The sequence below is a fragment of the Terrisphaera buseokensis genome, from assembly GCF_047521145.2.
Lineage (GTDB): Bacteria > Verrucomicrobiota > Verrucomicrobiia > Opitutales > Opitutaceae > ER46.
Map to the genome: position 1 here is coordinate 7,127,677 of NZ_CM134186.1, position 17,211 is coordinate 7,144,887.

Below are 17,211 nucleotides of genomic sequence, written 5' to 3' on the forward strand. Positions count from 1 at the left end.
CAGATCCCGGGAGGATTCGTCCGCCCACCGGCCCGCACGAGCGGACGCGCATGTAGTGCCGCCGTGGAGACAGCATGAGCCTGCTCGATCGCAAGCTCCTCCGTGACCTGCGCGCCGTGAAGTCCCAGGCGCTCGCCGTCGCGCTCGTGATGGCTTGCGGCCTGGCGATGATGATCATGACGCGGTCGCTGATCCTGTCGCTCGAAACGACCCGCGACACCTACTACGAGGAGCATCATTTCGCCCAGGTCTTTGCCCGGCTCAAACGCGCCCCCAACGCCGTGAGGGAGCAACTGGCCGCCATTCCGGGGGTCGCCGCTGTCCAGACCGGTATCGCCATTCAGGTTACACTCGACGTGCCGGGCCTGCCGGAGCCGGCCGTGGGCCTGATCAACTCGCTGCCCGAGCGCGGCGAGCTGGTGCTCAACCGCTTGTACGTGCGCAGCGGCCGACTGCCCGCCGGCCGGACTGCCATCCGTGAGATCGCCGTGGGCGAGGCGTTCGCCGATGCGCACACCTTGAAGCCGGGCAACACCATTTCGGCCGTGCTCAACGGCACCAAGGAATCGTTCCGCATCTCCGGCATCGTCCTGTCTCCGGAATTTGTTTTCGAGGCGCCGCCGAATTCCGCGCTTCCCGACAACAAGACCTACGGCGTGTTCTGGATGCCGTACAAGGAACTGGCGACGGCGTTCCAACTCTACGGCGCATTCAATTCCGTGGCACTGACGCTCGCGCCCGGCGCCTCGGAGCGGGACGTGATCAACGCCGTGGACCGCGTCCTCGCGCCCTATGGTGCGCGCGGCGCCTACGGCCGGATCAACCATCCGTCGCACCGGCGTGTCGACGACGAGATCCGCGTGCTGCAGGGACTCTCGGTCGCATTCCCGCTCGTGTTTCTCAGCGTGGCGGCGTTCATGACCAATTCGGTGATGAGCCGGCAAATCGCGCTGCAGCGCGAACAGATCGCGATGCTGAAGGCGTGCGGCTTCAGCAATCGCCAGGTCGGATCGCATTATTTCAAATTCTCCCTCGCCATCGTGGTCGCAGGCGTCGGCTTCGGCGCGGTTGGCGGCATCGTCCTCGGAACCAGGCTGGTGGGAATGTACCACCTCTTCTTCCGCTTCCCCACCCTCGAGTTTCTGCTCGATACCCGCGTGCTGATTGTCGCCACGTTGGTCAGCGCCATCGCCGCCTTTGCCGGCGTGGCCGGTGCGGTCCGGCGCGCGGTGCGGCTGCCCCCGGCCGAGGCGATGCGACCGGAATCGCCCGCCAGTTTCCGCCCCGCCCTGCTCGAACGCCTCGGGCTCGGACGCTGGTTCAGCGCGTCGTTGCGGATGGCGCTGCGCAATATCCAACGGCGTCCTGTCCGCAGCGGCCTCACCTGTCTGGCTCTCGCGCTCGCCACCGCGATCCTGATTGTGCCGAACTCGTTTCGCGACGGCATCGCCTACGTGATCGATTTTCAGTGGGACATCGTGCAACGGCAGACTGTGACTCTGTCGCTCGTTGAGCCGGGACCCGCGCGGGCCATCCACGACTTTCGGCAGATGCCCGGTGTGCGTTGGGCGGAGCCGTTTCGCATCGTGCCGGTTGAGTTTCGCGCCGGCCCCCTGTCCCGTCGCCTTGCGCTCCAGGGCCTGCCGGCAAACGGGACGCTCAGTCGCGTTATCGACGGACACCCGCGGCAACTGCTGCTTCCGCCGCGTGGCATCATCATGTCGGCAAAACTGGCCGACGTCCTGCAGGTGCGACCAGGTGACGAGGTCACGGCGCGCGTGCTCGAGGGCCGTGAGCGTGAGATCACGGTGCCGGTGGTGGGACTCGCGGAGGATTTTGCGGGCACCGCGGCCTACATGGAGCTGCACGCGCTGAACCGCCTGCTGCTCGAAGGCGACCGTATCAACGGCGCGCATGTCGTCGTGGATCGCGGAGGCTGGAACGACTTTCTCACCGCGGTGAAGAACACACCGCGGATCGCGGGCTGCACCATCAAGGATTCGTTGCGCGAGGGCTTTCGCAAGACGACCGCGGAAAGCATCGGGCTCCTGCAGAAAATCTACATGCTCTTCGCGACGATCGTGGCGTTCGGGATCATCTATAACAGCGCGCGGATTTCACTGTCGGAGCGGGCCCGCGAACTGGCAACGTTGCGCGTGCTCGGTTTCAGCCGCGGTGAAGTCGGAGCCGTGCTGGTTGGCGAACTCGTCCTGCTCACCCTCGCCGCGCTTCCGCTCGGGCTCCTGCTCGGATCTGGCTTTGCACGCGGAATCATCTCCACCGTCAATACGGAGACTGTGCGTCTGCCCCTGGTGCTCACGACGGCGAATTATGCGTTTGCCGTTCTCGTCGTCGCAATCGCCTCGGCGCTGTCCGCGCTGTTCGCCGCCCGCAAAATCTCCGAAATCAACCTCGTGAGCGCCCTGAAGGCGCTCGACTAGCCGTATTCGTTTTCCCGATGCAAACGCCGCCTCCGCCCGCAACCCGCAACCAGAGACCCGGCCGCCCCGCGTGGCGCCGCCGCCTGCCGTTGCTGGGCGTACTCGTCCTGATTGGCCTGATTGCCGTGGGGCTTTGGCCGCGTCCCGTCGCGGTTGAAGTGGCGAAGGCGACCCGTGGCGCCCTGGTGGTGACGGTCGACGAGGAGGGCATGACCCGGGTGAAGAATCGCTACACGGTCCACGCTCCGGTCTCGGGGCAGCTGCGCAGGATCGACTGGAAGGCGGGAGCGGTGGTGGAGGCGAACAAAACCGTCCTCGCCGTGCTCGAGAGCGGCGGTGCTGACTTTCTGGATGCGCGCAGCCAGGCTCAGGCGGAGGCGCGTATCCGGGCCGCCGATGCGGCGAGGGAAGCCGCGCGAGCGCAGCTTGAGCGCGCGGCATCCGTGGCCCGGATGCTCACGGCCGACTTCGAACGGGTGAAAGTGTTGCGCGGGCAAAAGGTCCTTTCAGTCCAGGAATTCGATGCCGCGCAAATGCGAGCGGAAACCGGCGCTCAGGACGTCCGGGCGGCGGAGTTCGCCCAAAAAGTGGCGGAGTTCGAACTCGAACAGGCGCGGGCACTTCTCACCCGCGGACAGCCGGGTGGCGGCACCGAACCGTTTGCCATCACCTCGCCGGTGAGCGGCCGCATCCTGCGCGTGATGCAGGAAAGCTCGCGCATGGTGCCCGCGGGTTTTCCGCTGATGGAAATTGGCGATCCCGCCGATCTGGAAGTGCGCATCGAAGTGCTGTCACGGGATGGCGTGACCATCAAACCGGGCGCACGGGTCTGGCTCGAACAGTGGGGTGGAAGCGAGCCGCTCGAAGCGCGCGTTCGGCTCGTCGAGCCATCCGCCTTCACGAAAATTTCCGCCCTCGGTGTGGAGGAGCAACGCGTGTTTGTGATTGCGGACTTCAACGATCCGATTGAGCGCCGCGCTGCACTGGGCGACAGCTACCGCGTCGAGGCGAGAATCGTGATCTGGGAAAAGCCGGACGCCCTGCGCGCTCCAGCCGGCGCCTTGTTTCAGCAAGCAGGGAAATGGAGGACGTTTCTCGTCGAGAACGGGCGCGCATCGCTGCGTGACGTGAAGGTGGGCCGAAGCAACGGCGTGGAAACGGAGATTGTCGACGGGGTGACGGCGGACGCCAGTCTCGTGGTGTATCCCGGCGACAAGGTCGCCGACGGAACGCGAGTCACGCCGCTGGTCGTGGGCGCACGGTGACGGCCGCGGAGCGGGACATTTGACTTGGACGCGGCGCGTGCGAAGCGTGGCGGACTCTCCTTCATGCCGCGTTTCAACGACACCATCGCCGCGCCCGCCACGCCCGCGGGCACCGCCGCCCTGGCCGTGCTGCGTGTCAGCGGTCCGGATACACCCGGGCTGGCGACGGAGATCTTCGGCCGCCCTCCCCTGCCCCGCACCGCCCGTCATGCCGACTATCGGGATCGCGCTGGCGGGCTCGTCGACGATGTGGTGCTGACGTTTTTCAAGGGCCCCGGGAGCTACACCGGCGAGGACGCGTTGGAAATCTCCTGCCACGGCAATCCTTACATCGTACAACGGATCCTGGCTGACCTGCTGGAGCGGGGTTGCCGTCCAGCGGAACCCGGTGAATTCACGCAGCGGGCGTTTCTCAACGGCCGAATGGATCTCAGCCAGGCCGAGGCGGTGATGGATTTGATCCACGCCCGGGGCGAGCGAGCGCTCCACGCAGCCCAGCAACAACTGCGGGGATCGTTGGGTCGAAAAATGAATGGCTTGGTCGAAGCGCTGCTGAACGTGCTCGCGCGGATCGAGGCGTACATTGATTTCCCCGACGAAGATCTCCCGGTGGAGGACCGTGATGTGGTGGTGCGCGAACTTGCCCGGTTGTACGCGGAAACGGAAGAGCTCCTGGCCACGAAGCACTACGGGGACCTGTTGCGGGATGGGATCAAGACCGTGATTGTGGGGGAACCGAACGTGGGCAAGAGCAGCCTCCTTAACCGACTGGTGGGCCGGGAGCGGGCCTTGGTCAGTCCCGAGCCGGGAACCACGCGCGATTTCATCGAAGCGCGGATCACCGTCGGAGGCCACACTCTCCGGCTCATCGACACCGCCGGGCTGAACACCGCACCTGCGCCGTTGGAGAAATTAGGCATGGCCAAGACCCGCGAGTGCCTGGCCGAAGCCGACCTCATTCTGGCGGTACTCGACAGTTCGACCGGCGCCGCACTCCCACCCGAGCTCCTCGTCCTTGACGATCGTAAATCTCTTATCATATTTAACAAGAGTGATTTAAGTAATTACAAGCAGCTCACATCCCTGCCCCAAAATGCCCTGCAGGTCTCCGCAATCACTGGACATGGGGTGGACCGATTAATCGGTCGGGTCGTGGCGATGGCAGATGCCTTTCAGACGCAGGTGGGCGGCGAGGCCATCGCCATCAATGCGCGGCATGCCGCGGCCTTGGCTGAAGCCAAATCGGCCCTCCGCGGTGCGCAGGAAAAGCTCGTCCGAGGCGACGGGGTCGAACTCGTAGCCAGCGATCTCCGGGCGGTCTTGGCCGCCTACGGCGAGATTGTAGGAAAGGTGGACAACGAGCGGATGCTGGATCACCTGTTTGCGGCGTTTTGCATCGGGAAGTAGGAATGGCAGGCGCGCTCGCTCTCCTGCCCTACTCTGCTTTACCGCCTACCCACGGAACCTCTCAATCTGTGATCTATCGCGATAAATCCTTTGATGTCATCGTCTGCGGCGCCGGCCATGCCGGAGTCGAAGCGGCCTTGGCCGCTTCCCGCATGGGGGCGTCCACCCTACTCCTCACCGGCAATATCGATACGATCGCCCAAATGAGCTGCAACCCAGCCATCGGCGGCCAGGCCAAGGGGCAGATTGTGCGGGAAATCGATGCGTTGGGCGGCGAGATGGCCATCAACACGGACGTTACGGGTATCCAGTTCCGATTGCTCAACGAATCCAAGGGTCCGGCAGTACAGTCGCCCCGGGCCCAGTGCGACAAGAAAGCCTACCAGTTCCGACTCAAACATACGCTCGAGCTCCAGCCAAACCTGCAGATCTTTCAGGCCACCGTCACCGGGCTCGTGTTCAGTCAAGGGCGCGTTTCCGGATGCAGGACGAACCTGGACGTCGAGTTCGTCGGCCGGACGGTCATCGTCACGACCGGGACATTTCTGCGCGGACTGATGCATATCGGGCAGAACAAGAACGAAGGCGGGCGGCTGGGGGACTTTTCCGCGAAATCGCTATCGGGAAGCCTCCTCGAGGCCGGCATTGAACTACGGCGACTGAAAACTGGGACGCCGCCGCGGCTGCTGGGCCGTTCGATCGATTTCAGCAAGACGGAAGAGCAGCGCGGGGACACGTCACCGACGTTTTTTGCCTTTCACGACACTCGCGACCCGGACGAATTGTTCCACGTGGAACAAACTCGTGAACGGCGCTTGGGCTGGTCGCCAGGCTGTGAACAAGTTTCCTGCTGGATGACCTACACGACGGCCGAGACCGCCAAGCTCGTCCGCGACAACCTCCATCTTTCCGCCATGTACAGCGGCGAGATAGAAGGCGTTGGACCAAGGTATTGCCCAAGTATCGAGGATAAATTTGTTCGCTTCGCCGACAAGCCGAGACACCTGCTTTTCCTTGAGCCAGAGGGAAGGGCGACGAACGAATTTTATGTGAATGGCCTGTCAACAAGTCTGCCGTTCGAAGTTCAACTACAGCTGGTGCGGACGATTCCAGGCTTGGAGAACGCGACTCTGCTGCGACCGGCTTATGCCGTGGAGTACGACTTCGCACCACCTACCCAGCTTTACGCGTCCCTGGAGTCGAAGAAGGTCGAGGGACTGTTCCTCGCAGGTCAGATCAACGGCACGTCTGGCTATGAGGAAGCCGCGTGCCAAGGACTCCTCGCGGGCGTTAACGCCGTCAACAAGGTGAGGGGAGCGGCGCCGCTCATCATACAACGCCACGAGGGTTATATCGGGGTGCTCATTGATGACTTGGTCACGAAGGGGACGAATGAACCCTATCGCATGTTCACCAGCCGTGCCGAACACCGACTGCTCTTCAACCATGGCAGCGCCGAACTGCGGCTCGCGCATCACGCGCGCCAACACGGTCTTCTCTCGCCTTCCCGGCTGGCTCGGATCGAGGCAAAATCCGCTCTCATCCGGAGCTGGATCCAACGCCTCGAATCGGAGCGGTCGACGCGAGGGTCGTGGGGGGAACTGCTCCGGCGTGATGCTTCCGCCGCCGCAGGCCACTCGGAACTGAGCCAAGTGGCACCTGAGCCACGCACTGAAATCCTATATCGCGTTATTTATCAGGGGTATCTGGCTAGAGAGGAACGGCACGTCGAGAAACTGGCCACAATCGACAAGATCAGGATTCCAACCGAGCTCAACTATCTTTCTATTCGTGGTTTACGTAAAGAAAGTGCCATGAAGCTGCATGAGATCCGTCCGATGACTCTGGGGCAGGCCAGCCGGATCAGCGGCGTCAATCCCGCTGACATCAGCGTGCTGATGGTGTGCATCGCCGCCGGGCGCACCGAACCGTCTTCGGACGATGATCGAACGAGGGTCTAGGAATGGACCACCCACACACTCAAAATCCGGAGCGAACGGCCGAGTATCTGGCGCGCATGGCCGCACGGGGCGCCGAGCTAAGACAACAACTCCAGCAAATCCTGACGACCCCTCAGGACTTCACGTGGGAGGTAGGGTGCGGACACGGTCACTTCCTGACCGCGTACGCCCAAGCCCATCCCGATCAAATCTGCATCGGGATCGACCTGGCCGCTGAACGCATCGCCCGCGCTGAGCGTAAACGCACCCGCGCCAGTCTCCCGAATCTGTTCTTCATCCAAGCCGAAGCCACGCTGTTCGTCGACGTCATCCCAGCTCACGCCCGGATTTCCCGGCTTTTCGTGCTCTTTCCGGACCCATGGCCAAAATCGCGACATCACAAACATCGGGTCATGCAAACCGGCTTCCTGACGCAGGCTGCCGCCCGTGCCGCCGACACCTGTGAACTGTATTTCCGAACCGATTATCGCCCGTATTTCGAGGATACCAACGCCCTGATCCAATCGCACCCGGCCTGGCAACACGCTGCCACACCCTGGCCGTTTGAATACGAAACGGTATTTCAGACTCGTGCGGCTGAAATTCACTCCCTGATCGCACGCCGGATCGCCACCGTGACGCCTTCATAAGCAAACCAGCCCGAAAACATGTCCCACCTAATTTGTCCGCAGCGCCCGAGACCCCAACATTTCGAAGGTTGACGGAGGGGAGGGCGCTGGCCTTTGTTCTCCGCTCCTTCTCTTTCCACCTGAAACGCGCGCGCATGTCCCGGGTCACTCAACTCGCCACTTTTTTCCTCGCCCTCGTCGGGACCGCACTCCCCGCGTCCGCTGAAGGCGTGGCACCGAGCGCGGCCAAGCTCATCGATTTCGGTAATGGCTGGGCTATTACCAACAGCATGGTCACCGGCTGGGCTATTTCGGTTTTGCTGGTTCTCTTGATCCGGTGGCTCATCGGCAAACCGTCGATCATTCCCTCCAAAGGTCAGGCCGTATTCGAGTCCCTGCTGGAAGGCTTGCGCGACATCTTTGAGCCCATCATCGGCAAGGCCGCATTTCCGACGGCCTTCCCGCTGCTGATCACGTTTTTCGTTTTCATTCTCTTCCATAATTGGATGGGGCTCATCCCGGGTGTCGGCACGATGGGCTGGGGCCACGACGTCGACGGTCACTTCCATCTGGAGCGCGCCTTGATTCGTCCGCACAACGCCGACTTCAACGGTACCATTGCCCTCGCCCTCATCTCATTCGGCGCCTGGGCCATCATCGTATTCAAATTCGCAGGACCGAAGGTGATCATGATGGATCTCTTCGGGAACAAGGCCGACAAGAACGAAACCCCCGGCTGGCTGTATCCGATTCTCTCACTCGTCTTTCTCGCCGTCGGCTTGATCGAGGTCTTCTCGATCGCCATCCGTCCGTTCACCCTTTCGGTTCGTCTCTTCGGCAATGTCTTCGGCGGAGAAAACCTGCTCCATGGCACCGGCTTCTTCTTCGTGTTCTATTTCATGGAGCTGCTCGTCGGCGTCATCCAGGCCCTGGTGTTCACGCTGCTGACTTCCGTTTATATCGGACTGCTCTGCAATCATGAGGGCGGCGATCACGCTCATGGCGATGACGCCCATGGTTCCGGTGCCGAAACCCACCACTAAGTCCGGCCATCCCTTTACCGCCGGGAGCGTGTCACGAATGCGCACGGCGGAATCCAACAAACACAGAAAGACATCATCACATGAACCTCCCCATCGCTGAAATCTACGGCAATCTCACCAGCGCCTTCGGCCTCTTCGGTGCCGCCATCGGCGTCGGTCTCATCGGCTTCAAAGCCGCCGAGGCCGTCGGCCGCAATCCGGGCGCCTCCGGCAAGGTGCTCGTCCAAGCCATCATCGGTATGGCGCTCGCCGAAGGTCTCGGCATTCTCGCGCTCTTCCTCGCCGTCAAGTAAGTCGATTGAATCTCACCGGCAGCGCGGACATTCCGCGCTGCCATTTCCCATCCTGCCATGACGCTGCCTCTCTTCCTCGCCGCTGCCGCCGCTTCCGCTGAAGCCAGCATCCCGGAGCGTTTCGGTCTCGAGCCGAAATACATCATCATGCAGGTGATCAGCTTCCTGATCGTCCTGTTTGTGCTCTACAAGTTCGGGATCAAGCCGGTGACGGCTACGATGGAAGAGCGCAGCAAGAAGATTGAAGCCGGGATTAAGCACGCGGAAGAAATGCAGGCCAAGCTGGCCGCCGCGCAGCAGGAAAGCGCCGCGATCGTCAAGAAGGCGAACGGCGAGGCCACCCGCATCGTCGAGGATGCCCGGAAATCCGCGAAGGATTATCTCGATAAGCAGACGCAGGAAGCGTCCGGCAAAGCCAACGAGCTTCTCGCCAAGGCCCAGCAGGCCATCGAGCTCGAGCACAAGAAAATGCTCGCCGATGCTCGTACCGAAATTGCCCGCCTCGTGGTCACCACCACTGAGCGCGTGCTCGCCAAGAAACTGACGGATACCGACCGCGCTTCCTTCAATGAAGCCGCCGCCCGCGAACTCTCAGGCGTCTAAGCCAACCGCCGCAACGCTCCTCGCCCGCACTTCGGCTTAACCCGCTTTCTCCGTCTCTTCGACTTCACATGGCCTCCGGCAACAAGCAAATCCAGCAACTCGCCCGCCAGCTCTTCAAGCTGAGCTTCGTGGGCGGTTCGCTGTCCGCCGAAAGCGTCTCGGGCGTGCTGCAGTACGTGGAGAAACACCGGCCGCCTCACACGCTGGCGGTCCTGAAGATCTATCAGCGGCTCGTCTCCGCTGAAGTCGCCCGCGGCCAGGCAGTCGTCGAACACGCCGGTCCGGTAAACGACGCCCTGCTCGCGACCATCGCCACCGCGATGACGCGCAAGTACGCGCGACCGGTCACAAGTCAGTCCCGCCGCAACGACGCCCTCATCGCCGGTCTTCGCGTCCGTGTCGGCGACGACGTCTACGAATCCTCCGTCTCCGGTCAGCTCGCCGCTCTGGCGAGTGCTGTATAATTTTTCACGATACGTCAGCTTCCGCTCCCGAAACCCACTGTCCTGATGAGCACCGTCCTCGAACAAATCGAACAACAGATTGCCCGCCTCTCGACCAAAGCGGTCAAGAAGAACACCGGCAACATCCGCACCATCGCCGACGGTGTGGCAAAAATCGACGGCCTCTCAGAGGTGATGTACAATGAGATGGTGCAGTTCCCCGGCGGGGCCATCGGCATCGCGCTGAATCTCGAAGAAGACGAAGTCGGCTGCGTCGTCCTCGGTGACATCTCGAAGCTGAAGGAAGGCGACGAAGTCCAGACCACGGGCAAACTCCTCTCGGTGCCGGTCGGCCGCTCGCTGCTCGGTCGCGCCGTGGATGCGCTGGGCAATCCGGTGGACGGCAAAGGTCCGCTGGCCGCCAAGGAATTTTATCCGGTCGAAAAGATCGCCCCTGGCATCATCGTCCGCAAATCCGTTTCTCAGCCGTTGTTCACCGGCATCATGGCCATCGATTCCATGATTCCGATCGGTCGCGGCCAGCGCGAACTGATCATCGGCGATCGTGGCACCGGCAAGACGACCATCGCGGTCGATACGATCATCAATCAGGCGAAGATCAACAAGGTCGGCCTGGCCTCGGGCGACAAGAACTTCCGCCCGGTTTACTCCATCTACGTCGCGGTGGGTCAGAAGAACTCCAACATCGTCCGCACGATTGCCGCGCTCGAAGCGGCCGGCGCCCTGGAATTCACCATCATCGTCGCCGCTCCCGCGGCGGACAACCCAGCCAATCAATACCTCGCGCCGTTCTCAGGCGCAGCAATGGGCGAGTGGTTCATGGAAAACGGTCAGGACGCGCTGATCGTGTACGACGATCTCTCCAAGCACGCCGTCGCTTACCGTCAGATCTCGCTTATTCTGAAACGTCCCTCGGGCCGCGAAGCGTATCCGGGCGACGTGTTCTATCTGCACTCACGTCTCCTCGAACGTTCGGCCCGCCTTGACGGCAAGGGCTCGCTCACCGCGCTGCCCATCATCGAGACGCAGGCCGGCGACGTGTCCGCCTACATCCCGACGAACGTCATCTCGATCACCGACGGCCAGATCTTCCTCGAGACAGATCTCTTCAATCAGGGCATCCGTCCCGCCGTGTCGGTCGGTCTCTCCGTTTCGCGCGTAGGATCCGCCGCGCAAATCAAGGCGACGAAACAGGTCGGTGGTAAACTGAAGGGTGAGCTCGCGCAATTTCGCGAACTCGCGGCGTTCGCGCAGTTCGGTTCCGACCTCGACGCCAAGACCAAGGCCCAGCTCGAGCGCGGCGCCCGCATCGTTGAACTGTTCAAGCAGCCGGCTTTCAGCCCGGTGCCGATCGAACTTCAGGTCGCGATTCTCTTCGCCATGCAGAAGGGATTTTTCGACGTCATCGACACCCGCAAGGTCGTCGTTGCCGCGCAGTCGATGAAGGACTTCTTCACGACGCGGAAGGACGCTCTCCTCACCGAGATTCGCACCAAGGCCGCTCTCGACAAGGATCTCGAAGCCAAGTTGCAGGCTGCCACGGATGAGTGGAAAGCCTCGTTCAGCGCCTAAGCCCGACCGCCTGCCTCTCGTCTTCAGCCTTCCGCTCTCCGCCTTCTAATGGCCTCCACCCGCGACATCCGCCGACGCATCAAGTCGGTCAAGAACACCCGCCAGATCACCAAGGCGATGGAGCTGGTGGCGGCTTCGAAGATGAAGAAGGCCCAGCAGGCGGCACTCGCCGGCCGGCCTTACGCCGAACTGATGGCGCGCATGCTGGCCGCCCTGGCAGATCGCGTGGAGGAAGCCCACCATCCGTTTCTCACGAAACGCGAGGTCAAGACACGCGGCATCATTCTGGTGACGTCCGACAAAGGTCTCGCCGGTCCGCTCAACGCCAACCTGTTCAAGGTGGTGACTGATATCAAGACGCCCGCGAAATACGCCGTCATCGGTCGCAAGGGCGCACAGTTCATCGCCCGCACGCACCGCAACCTGCTGGCCGATTTCACGGTGACCGACCGCGTCGCGTTCGCCGAGGTCAAGGTCGTCGCAGAATTCATGGTGAAGCAGTTTCTCGAAGGGGTCGTGGATACCGTCGAGATTCTCTGGCCGCGTTTCCGCAACACGCTTGTGCAGGTTCCGACGCTGCTCCCGCTCCTGCCGCTTTCGAGCGTCAAGGATGTGATCGCCGATCTGCGTTCGGATGCCGGCGGCTCCGCCGCCAGCGCCCCGGGCGCGAGTGAACAGCAGATGATCTTCGAGCCGGACGCGGAAACGGTGCTGAATGCACTGCTCCCGCTCTATGTGAATCGCGAAATCCACCAGCAGGTGCTCGACGCAAAGGCGTCCGAGCACAGCGCACGCATGGTCGCCATGAAGACGGCCAAGGACAACGCGACCAAACTCCTCGGCGACCTCACGCTCGAGTACAACAAGGCCCGCCAGGCCGCGATCACGCAGGAAATCCTCGAGATCGCCGCCGCGCAGTTCAGCTCCTGATCCTTTTCTGTTTCACGCCCACGACCCTCGTCCTTCCCAGTAAATGAACACCGGTAAAATCGTTCAAGTCATCGGCCCCGTCGTTGACGTTCAGTTCGGCGAAAATCTGATCCCGCCGATCTATCAGGCGCTCACCGTCGATTTCACCGCCGCGGGCGTGAAGCAGACACTGACGCTCGAGATCCAGCAGCATCTTGGCGGCGGAGTCGCCCGGACCATCGCGATGTCGTCGTCCGAGGGCCTCGTCCGCGGTATGGCTGCCATTGATACAGGCGCGCCCATCTCGGTTCCGGTCGGCGCCGGCGTCCTCGGCCGCATCTTCGACGTCACCGGCAACGCCGTCGACGGCAAGGGTCCGGTCAAGTTCGACAAGAAGTACCCGATTCACCGCGCCGCTCCTGCGCTCGTCGATCAGGACACCAAGGCCAACATTCTCGAGACGGGCATCAAGGTCATCGATCTCATCGCGCCGTTCACCAAGGGCGGCAAGGTCGGCGCGTTCGGCGGTGCCGGCGTCGGCAAGACCGTCGTGATCATGGAACTCATCAACAACATCGCGAAGGCCCACGGCGGCTACTCGGTGTTCGCCGGGGTGGGTGAGCGCTCCCGCGAGGGCAACGATCTTTACCACGAAATGTCGGAAGCCGGCGTCATCGACCAGAAGGACCTTTCGAAGTCCAAGGTCGCGCTGGTGTACGGCCAGATGAACGAGCCGCCGGGCGCCCGCATGCGCGTCGCCCTGTCCGCGCTCGCGATGACCGAATATTTCCGCGACGAGAAAAACCAGGACGTGCTCCTGTTCGTCGACAATATCTTCCGGTTCTCACAGGCCGGCTCCGAGGTATCCGCTCTTCTTGGACGCTCGCCGTCGGCGGTCGGTTATCAGCCGACGCTCGCCAACGAGATGGGTCTCCTGCAGGAGCGCATCACCTCCACGAAGAAGGGTTCGATCACGTCCTTCCAGGCCGTGTACGTGCCCGCGGACGATCTCACCGATCCGGCGCCGGCGAACACCTTCGCCCACTTGGACTCGACCATCGTGCTGGAGCGCTCCATCGCCGAGCTCGGCATTTATCCCGCCGTCGATCCGCTCTCGTCAGTGTCCAAGGCGCTGCAGGCCGACATCGTCGGCGACGAGCACTATCGCGTAGCCCGCGAAGTTCAGCGCGTACTGCAACGCTACAAGGATCTGCAGGACATCATCGCGATTCTCGGCCTCGACGAACTGTCCCCCGAGGACAAGCAGACCGTTTATCGCGCCCGCAAAATACAGCGTTTCCTGTCGCAACCGTTCCACGTCGCCGAAGTGTTCACCGGTTCGCCCGGCAAATACGTCTCGGTCAAGGAGACGGTCCGCGGCTTCAAGATGATCCTCGACGGCCAGCTCGACGATGTCGCCGAAGGCGACTTCTACATGAAGGGCGGCATCGACGAGGTGCTTGCCGCCGCGAAGAAGGCTTGATCGCACGTTCCGACGCCATGCCACTCACCCTCGAAATCGTCACACCCGACGCCCGCGTCTACTCCGACACGATTGACTCGGTCGTCGTCCCGACGGTCGAGGGCGAGGTCGGCATTCTGCCCGGTCATATTCCGCTTCTCACCCAAGTGGAGCACGGCGAACTGCGTGTCACCAAGGGAACCGAAACCATCCTTCTCGCGATCAGCGGCGGTTTTGCCGAGATCGAGGGTGATCGCGTTCATGTCCTGGCCGAGCACGCCATTAGCGAAGAGAAGATCGACGAAAAGGCCGTTGAAGAGGCCATGAAGCGGGCTGAGAAGCAGCTCGAAGAAGCCAAGCACCTTGATCCGCAGCAATATGAACACCTGCAGGGGCTCGTTCGCTACTCGGGTGTGCAGCTTGCTGTGAAGCGTCGGCGTCGATAAGTTGATTCACCCTATTCCAGGCTCGAATGCCCGTCGCGCATTCGGGCCTTTTTCTTGCACCCCAGCTGAAACCGAGTCTCAATTCGACCGTCTAGCCGAATACCATGACCTCGCCGTCCCTCAATTCTCTGCTGCCGCTCTGTCAGCTTCCCGCGGGAATGCAGGGTCGGGTGAGGGAATTGTCCGGCGACACCGATTTCTGTCAGCGGGTGCGAGAGATGGGCTTCGGTGAATCCGCCTGCGTCACGAAGATCGGCGGGCGCGGACCGTTCATCTGTCAGGTTAACGGCACTCGCATCGCCCTGAGCCACAGCGCGGCGATGTGCATCCTGGTCGAACAGTTGAGCCGGCGTTAAGCGCGCGCTTCCCTTGGCCGCGATGAAGCTCTCCGAACTGGCGGTCGGCGCCTCCGCCGTCGTCCGCGATTTCCCCAAGACGGGTACCACTTTCCTCCGCCTCCGCGAAATGGGCCTCCTGAACGGTACGCGCGTCACGCTCATTCGCACCGCTCCGCTGGGCGACCCGATCGAAATCAAACTGCGCGGTTACCATCTCACGCTGCGTAAGTCGGAAGCTGAACACGTGCTCGTGGACCCGGCCTGACATGGCGCTCCCTCCTCACATTTCCGATCGCACGCACGCCGCACCCTCGCGCACCCCAATCTATGCACTCGTAGGCAACCCCAATTGCGGCAAGAGCACGTTGTTCAACGCGCTCACCGGCCTGAAACAGAAAGTCGGCAACTATCCCGGTGTCACCGTCGAAAAAAAAGTCGGCATCGCCTATTCGCAGCACGGTCAGCCAATCACGGTCATTGATCTGCCGGGCGCCTATTCCCTCGCGGCGCGATCGCCCGACGAAGCCGTGACGCGCGATGTGCTTCTCGGTCGTCGCTCGGACACTCAACAGCCTGATCGCATTCTCTGTATCGTTGATGCGACCAACCTGGAACGAAACCTCTACCTCGTTCACCAGATTCTGGATCTCGGCCGCCCGGTCATCCTCGTCTTGAACATGATGGATCTCGCCGCAGAAGCCGGCTTGAACATCAAGGCGGCGCGCCTCGAACACGCCCTCGGCATTCCTGTCATCACCTGCGAAGCAGTGAACGGCAAAGGCATCATCGATCTGAAACTCGCGATGAGCCGCATCGATCTGCCGCTCTCGCGCCATGCATGGGACGTCCCGGCACCCATCGCCCCGGCGGTCGCCGACCTTCAGGCCTCGCTCACCACCAACGATGGGAAATCACCACTCATCGCGCGCGCAGAGGCGTTGCTGTTGCTCACCGACCAGGATTCCGTGCGCGTCGCCGGCTCAACTCCGCTGCATCCGCGCACTGCTGAAATTCTCCAGGGCTGGCAGAAACGCTGGGAAGGCGAGGGGACCGACTGGGCCGGCACTTTGGTCAATTCCCGCTACGAAGCGATTGGCACGATCGCCGGTGACGTCATTACCCAAGGCAGTGACACCGGCCCGTCCCTGTCCGACGAAATTGACGCGATCGCCACGCATCCCGTCGGAGGCTGGCTCGCGCTCGGCGGCGTGATGGCGATTCTTTTCCTGAGCATTTTCACGCTCGCCGAGTATCCGATGAATCTGATCGACAGCGGCGTCGCCGCATTGGGCGATTGGGTAAAATCCGTCATGGCCGCAGGCGATCTGCGCGATCTGATAACTGACGGCGCGATCGCGGGCGTCGGCGGCGTGATCATTTTCCTCCCTCAGATCCTGATCCTTTTCTTCTTCATCGGTCTGCTCGAGAGCACCGGCTATATGGCACGCGCCGCGTTCATTATGGATCGCCTCATGAGCCGCGTTGGACTCAACGGCAAAAGCTTCATCCCGCTCCTGAGTTCGTACGCCTGCGCGATTCCCGGCATCATGGCGACGCGTACAATCGAAGATCAGAAGGACCGCATCGTCACGATCCTGGTGGCGCCACTGATGAGCTGCTCCGCGCGCCTGCCCGTTTACCTCCTGATGATCGCCGCCCTCGTGCCCGGCGATCGTGTTCCCCTCCTGACCAAGGTGGGAATCATGTTGTTGATGTACGCGCTCGGCACCTTCGGCGCTTTCGGCTTCGCCTGGCTGTTCAAGCGGACGCTGCTCAAGGGCGCGCCACCGATGATGATCATGGAGCTGCCGCCGTATCGCATGCCCGGTCTGAAGGACGTCGCGCTGCACATGTTCGAACGCGGATGGCTCTTCCTGCGTCGCGCCGGCACCGTCATTCTGGGCATCAGCATCATTCTCTGGTTCCTCGCCGCCTACCCAAAGGCCCCGGAGGGTTCCACCAATCAGCAGCAGCTCGCGCAGAGTTTTGCCGGACGTGCCGGCCATGCGCTCGAACCGGTGATCAAGCCGCTGGGCTTCGACTGGCAGATTGGCATCGGTCTCATCACGTCGTTCGCCGCCCGCGAAGTGTTTGTCTCAACGATGGGCGTGGTCTTCAACGCCGAGGCCTCCAACGACGACACCACGCCGCTGCGCAAAGCGCTGCTCGAAGCCCGCTGGCCCGACGGCCGCGCACTCTTCACCCCGCTCGTGTGTTTCACGCTCATGATCTTCTACGTCTTCGCGATGCAATGCGTCAGCACCGTCGCCGTCGTGCGGCGTGAAACGAATTCTTGGAAATGGCCGCTCTTCCAAATCGGTTACCTGACTGGCACCGCCTGGATTATCAGCCTATTGGTATATCAAGGCGGGCGGGCCTTGGGCCTCGGCTGATAACGT

The 17,211-nt window shown here is 62.2% G+C and carries 16 protein-coding genes; all 16 read left to right on the plus strand.

Translation table 11 applies throughout. From position 1 onward, the window contains the following. The first annotated feature begins 74 nt into the window (after positions 1 to 74). The 16 genes from ACLJEU_RS26795 (at position 75) to feoB (ending at position 17,205) form a co-directional block, all read left to right on the plus strand. On the plus strand, positions 75 to 2,441 hold the full coding sequence (locus tag ACLJEU_RS26795; protein ID WP_414662408.1) for an ABC transporter permease: 2,367 nt from the start codon (positions 75 to 77) through the stop codon (positions 2,439 to 2,441). Between the two features lie 17 nt (positions 2,442 to 2,458). Then, a complete protein-coding gene (locus ACLJEU_RS26800) occupies positions 2,459 to 3,706 on the plus strand; it encodes an efflux RND transporter periplasmic adaptor subunit (RefSeq protein ID WP_414662409.1) in 1,248 nt (415 codons plus the stop codon). A 63-nt stretch (positions 3,707 to 3,769) separates the two neighbouring features. After that, complete coding sequence (gene mnmE, locus ACLJEU_RS26805; protein ID WP_414662410.1) at positions 3,770 to 5,113, plus strand: tRNA uridine-5-carboxymethylaminomethyl(34) synthesis GTPase MnmE; 1,344 nt, start codon at positions 3,770 to 3,772, stop codon at positions 5,111 to 5,113. 68 nt (positions 5,114 to 5,181) lie between these two features. Continuing rightward, positions 5,182 to 7,074, plus strand: coding sequence for a tRNA uridine-5-carboxymethylaminomethyl(34) synthesis enzyme MnmG (mnmG, locus tag ACLJEU_RS26810; RefSeq protein ID WP_414662411.1), 1,893 nt, complete (start codon positions 5,182 to 5,184; stop codon positions 7,072 to 7,074). A 2-nt stretch (positions 7,075 to 7,076) separates the two neighbouring features. Continuing rightward, positions 7,077 to 7,703: a tRNA (guanosine(46)-N7)-methyltransferase TrmB gene (gene trmB, locus ACLJEU_RS26815; RefSeq protein ID WP_414662412.1), complete on the plus strand. Its 627-nt coding sequence runs from the start codon at positions 7,077 to 7,079 to the stop codon at positions 7,701 to 7,703. Between the two features lie 32 nt (positions 7,704 to 7,735). Beyond that, the gene (locus ACLJEU_RS26820) at positions 7,736 to 8,725 is read left to right on the plus strand and encodes a F0F1 ATP synthase subunit A (RefSeq protein WP_414662413.1); all 990 of its coding nucleotides are present in this window, start codon (positions 7,736 to 7,738) and stop codon (positions 8,723 to 8,725) included. 80 nt (positions 8,726 to 8,805) lie between these two features. Next, positions 8,806 to 9,018 carry an ATP synthase F0 subunit C gene (locus tag ACLJEU_RS26825; RefSeq protein ID WP_414662414.1) on the plus strand — a complete coding sequence of 71 codons (213 nt, stop codon included), beginning with the start codon at positions 8,806 to 8,808 and terminating at the stop codon, positions 9,016 to 9,018. A 57-nt stretch (positions 9,019 to 9,075) separates the two neighbouring features. After that, positions 9,076 to 9,621, plus strand: a complete 546-nt coding sequence (gene atpF, locus ACLJEU_RS26830; RefSeq protein WP_414662415.1) for a F0F1 ATP synthase subunit B — start codon at positions 9,076 to 9,078, stop codon at positions 9,619 to 9,621. A gap of 68 nt (positions 9,622 to 9,689) precedes the next feature. Then, on the plus strand, positions 9,690 to 10,085 hold the full coding sequence (locus ACLJEU_RS26835; RefSeq protein WP_414662416.1) for a F0F1 ATP synthase subunit delta: 396 nt from the start codon (positions 9,690 to 9,692) through the stop codon (positions 10,083 to 10,085). A 45-nt stretch (positions 10,086 to 10,130) separates the two neighbouring features. Further along, positions 10,131 to 11,657 carry a F0F1 ATP synthase subunit alpha gene (gene atpA / locus ACLJEU_RS26840; protein WP_414662417.1) on the plus strand — a complete coding sequence of 509 codons (1,527 nt, stop codon included), beginning with the start codon at positions 10,131 to 10,133 and terminating at the stop codon, positions 11,655 to 11,657. A 48-nt stretch (positions 11,658 to 11,705) separates the two neighbouring features. Then, positions 11,706 to 12,587 carry an ATP synthase F1 subunit gamma gene (atpG, locus tag ACLJEU_RS26845; RefSeq protein ID WP_414662418.1) on the plus strand — a complete coding sequence of 294 codons (882 nt, stop codon included), beginning with the start codon at positions 11,706 to 11,708 and terminating at the stop codon, positions 12,585 to 12,587. A gap of 43 nt (positions 12,588 to 12,630) precedes the next feature. Beyond that, positions 12,631 to 14,049, plus strand: coding sequence for a F0F1 ATP synthase subunit beta (gene atpD / locus ACLJEU_RS26850; RefSeq protein ID WP_414662419.1), 1,419 nt, complete (start codon positions 12,631 to 12,633; stop codon positions 14,047 to 14,049). Between the two features lie 17 nt (positions 14,050 to 14,066). Next, on the plus strand, positions 14,067 to 14,474 hold the full coding sequence (gene atpC, locus ACLJEU_RS26855) for an ATP synthase F1 subunit epsilon (protein ID WP_414662420.1): 408 nt from the start codon (positions 14,067 to 14,069) through the stop codon (positions 14,472 to 14,474). Between the two features lie 104 nt (positions 14,475 to 14,578). Next, entirely contained in the window at positions 14,579 to 14,830 is a 252-nt protein-coding gene (locus tag ACLJEU_RS26860; RefSeq protein WP_414662421.1) for a FeoA family protein, read from the plus strand. Positions 14,831 to 14,852: 22 nt separating this feature from the next. Continuing rightward, the gene (locus ACLJEU_RS26865; protein ID WP_414662422.1) at positions 14,853 to 15,077 is read left to right on the plus strand and encodes a FeoA family protein; all 225 of its coding nucleotides are present in this window, start codon (positions 14,853 to 14,855) and stop codon (positions 15,075 to 15,077) included. A gap of 1 nt (position 15,078) precedes the next feature. Further along, positions 15,079 to 17,205 (plus strand): ferrous iron transport protein B, encoded by a 2,127-nt coding sequence (gene feoB / locus ACLJEU_RS26870; protein ID WP_414662423.1) that lies wholly within the window; start codon positions 15,079 to 15,081, stop codon positions 17,203 to 17,205. Positions 17,206 to 17,211 lie beyond the last annotated feature (6 nt).

Coding starts and splice junctions, on each gene's coding strand:
- mnmE (WP_414662410.1), top strand. CDS start 3,770: ATGCCGCGTTTCAACGACACCATCGCCGCGCCCGCCACGCCCGCGGGC.
- trmB (WP_414662412.1), top strand. CDS start 7,077: ATGGACCACCCACACACTCAAAATCCGGAGCGAACGGCCGAGTATCTG.
- ACLJEU_RS26795 (WP_414662408.1), top strand. CDS start 75: ATGAGCCTGCTCGATCGCAAGCTCCTCCGTGACCTGCGCGCCGTGAAG.
- ACLJEU_RS26860 (WP_414662421.1), top strand. CDS start 14,579: ATGACCTCGCCGTCCCTCAATTCTCTGCTGCCGCTCTGTCAGCTTCCC.
- atpA (WP_414662417.1), top strand. CDS start 10,131: ATGAGCACCGTCCTCGAACAAATCGAACAACAGATTGCCCGCCTCTCG.
- ACLJEU_RS26825 (WP_414662414.1), top strand. CDS start 8,806: ATGAACCTCCCCATCGCTGAAATCTACGGCAATCTCACCAGCGCCTTC.
- atpC (WP_414662420.1), top strand. CDS start 14,067: ATGCCACTCACCCTCGAAATCGTCACACCCGACGCCCGCGTCTACTCC.
- ACLJEU_RS26865 (WP_414662422.1), top strand. CDS start 14,853: ATGAAGCTCTCCGAACTGGCGGTCGGCGCCTCCGCCGTCGTCCGCGAT.
- ACLJEU_RS26800 (WP_414662409.1), top strand. CDS start 2,459: ATGCAAACGCCGCCTCCGCCCGCAACCCGCAACCAGAGACCCGGCCGC.
- atpD (WP_414662419.1), top strand. CDS start 12,631: ATGAACACCGGTAAAATCGTTCAAGTCATCGGCCCCGTCGTTGACGTT.
- feoB (WP_414662423.1), top strand. CDS start 15,079: ATGGCGCTCCCTCCTCACATTTCCGATCGCACGCACGCCGCACCCTCG.
- ACLJEU_RS26835 (WP_414662416.1), top strand. CDS start 9,690: ATGGCCTCCGGCAACAAGCAAATCCAGCAACTCGCCCGCCAGCTCTTC.
- atpF (WP_414662415.1), top strand. CDS start 9,076: ATGACGCTGCCTCTCTTCCTCGCCGCTGCCGCCGCTTCCGCTGAAGCC.
- atpG (WP_414662418.1), top strand. CDS start 11,706: ATGGCCTCCACCCGCGACATCCGCCGACGCATCAAGTCGGTCAAGAAC.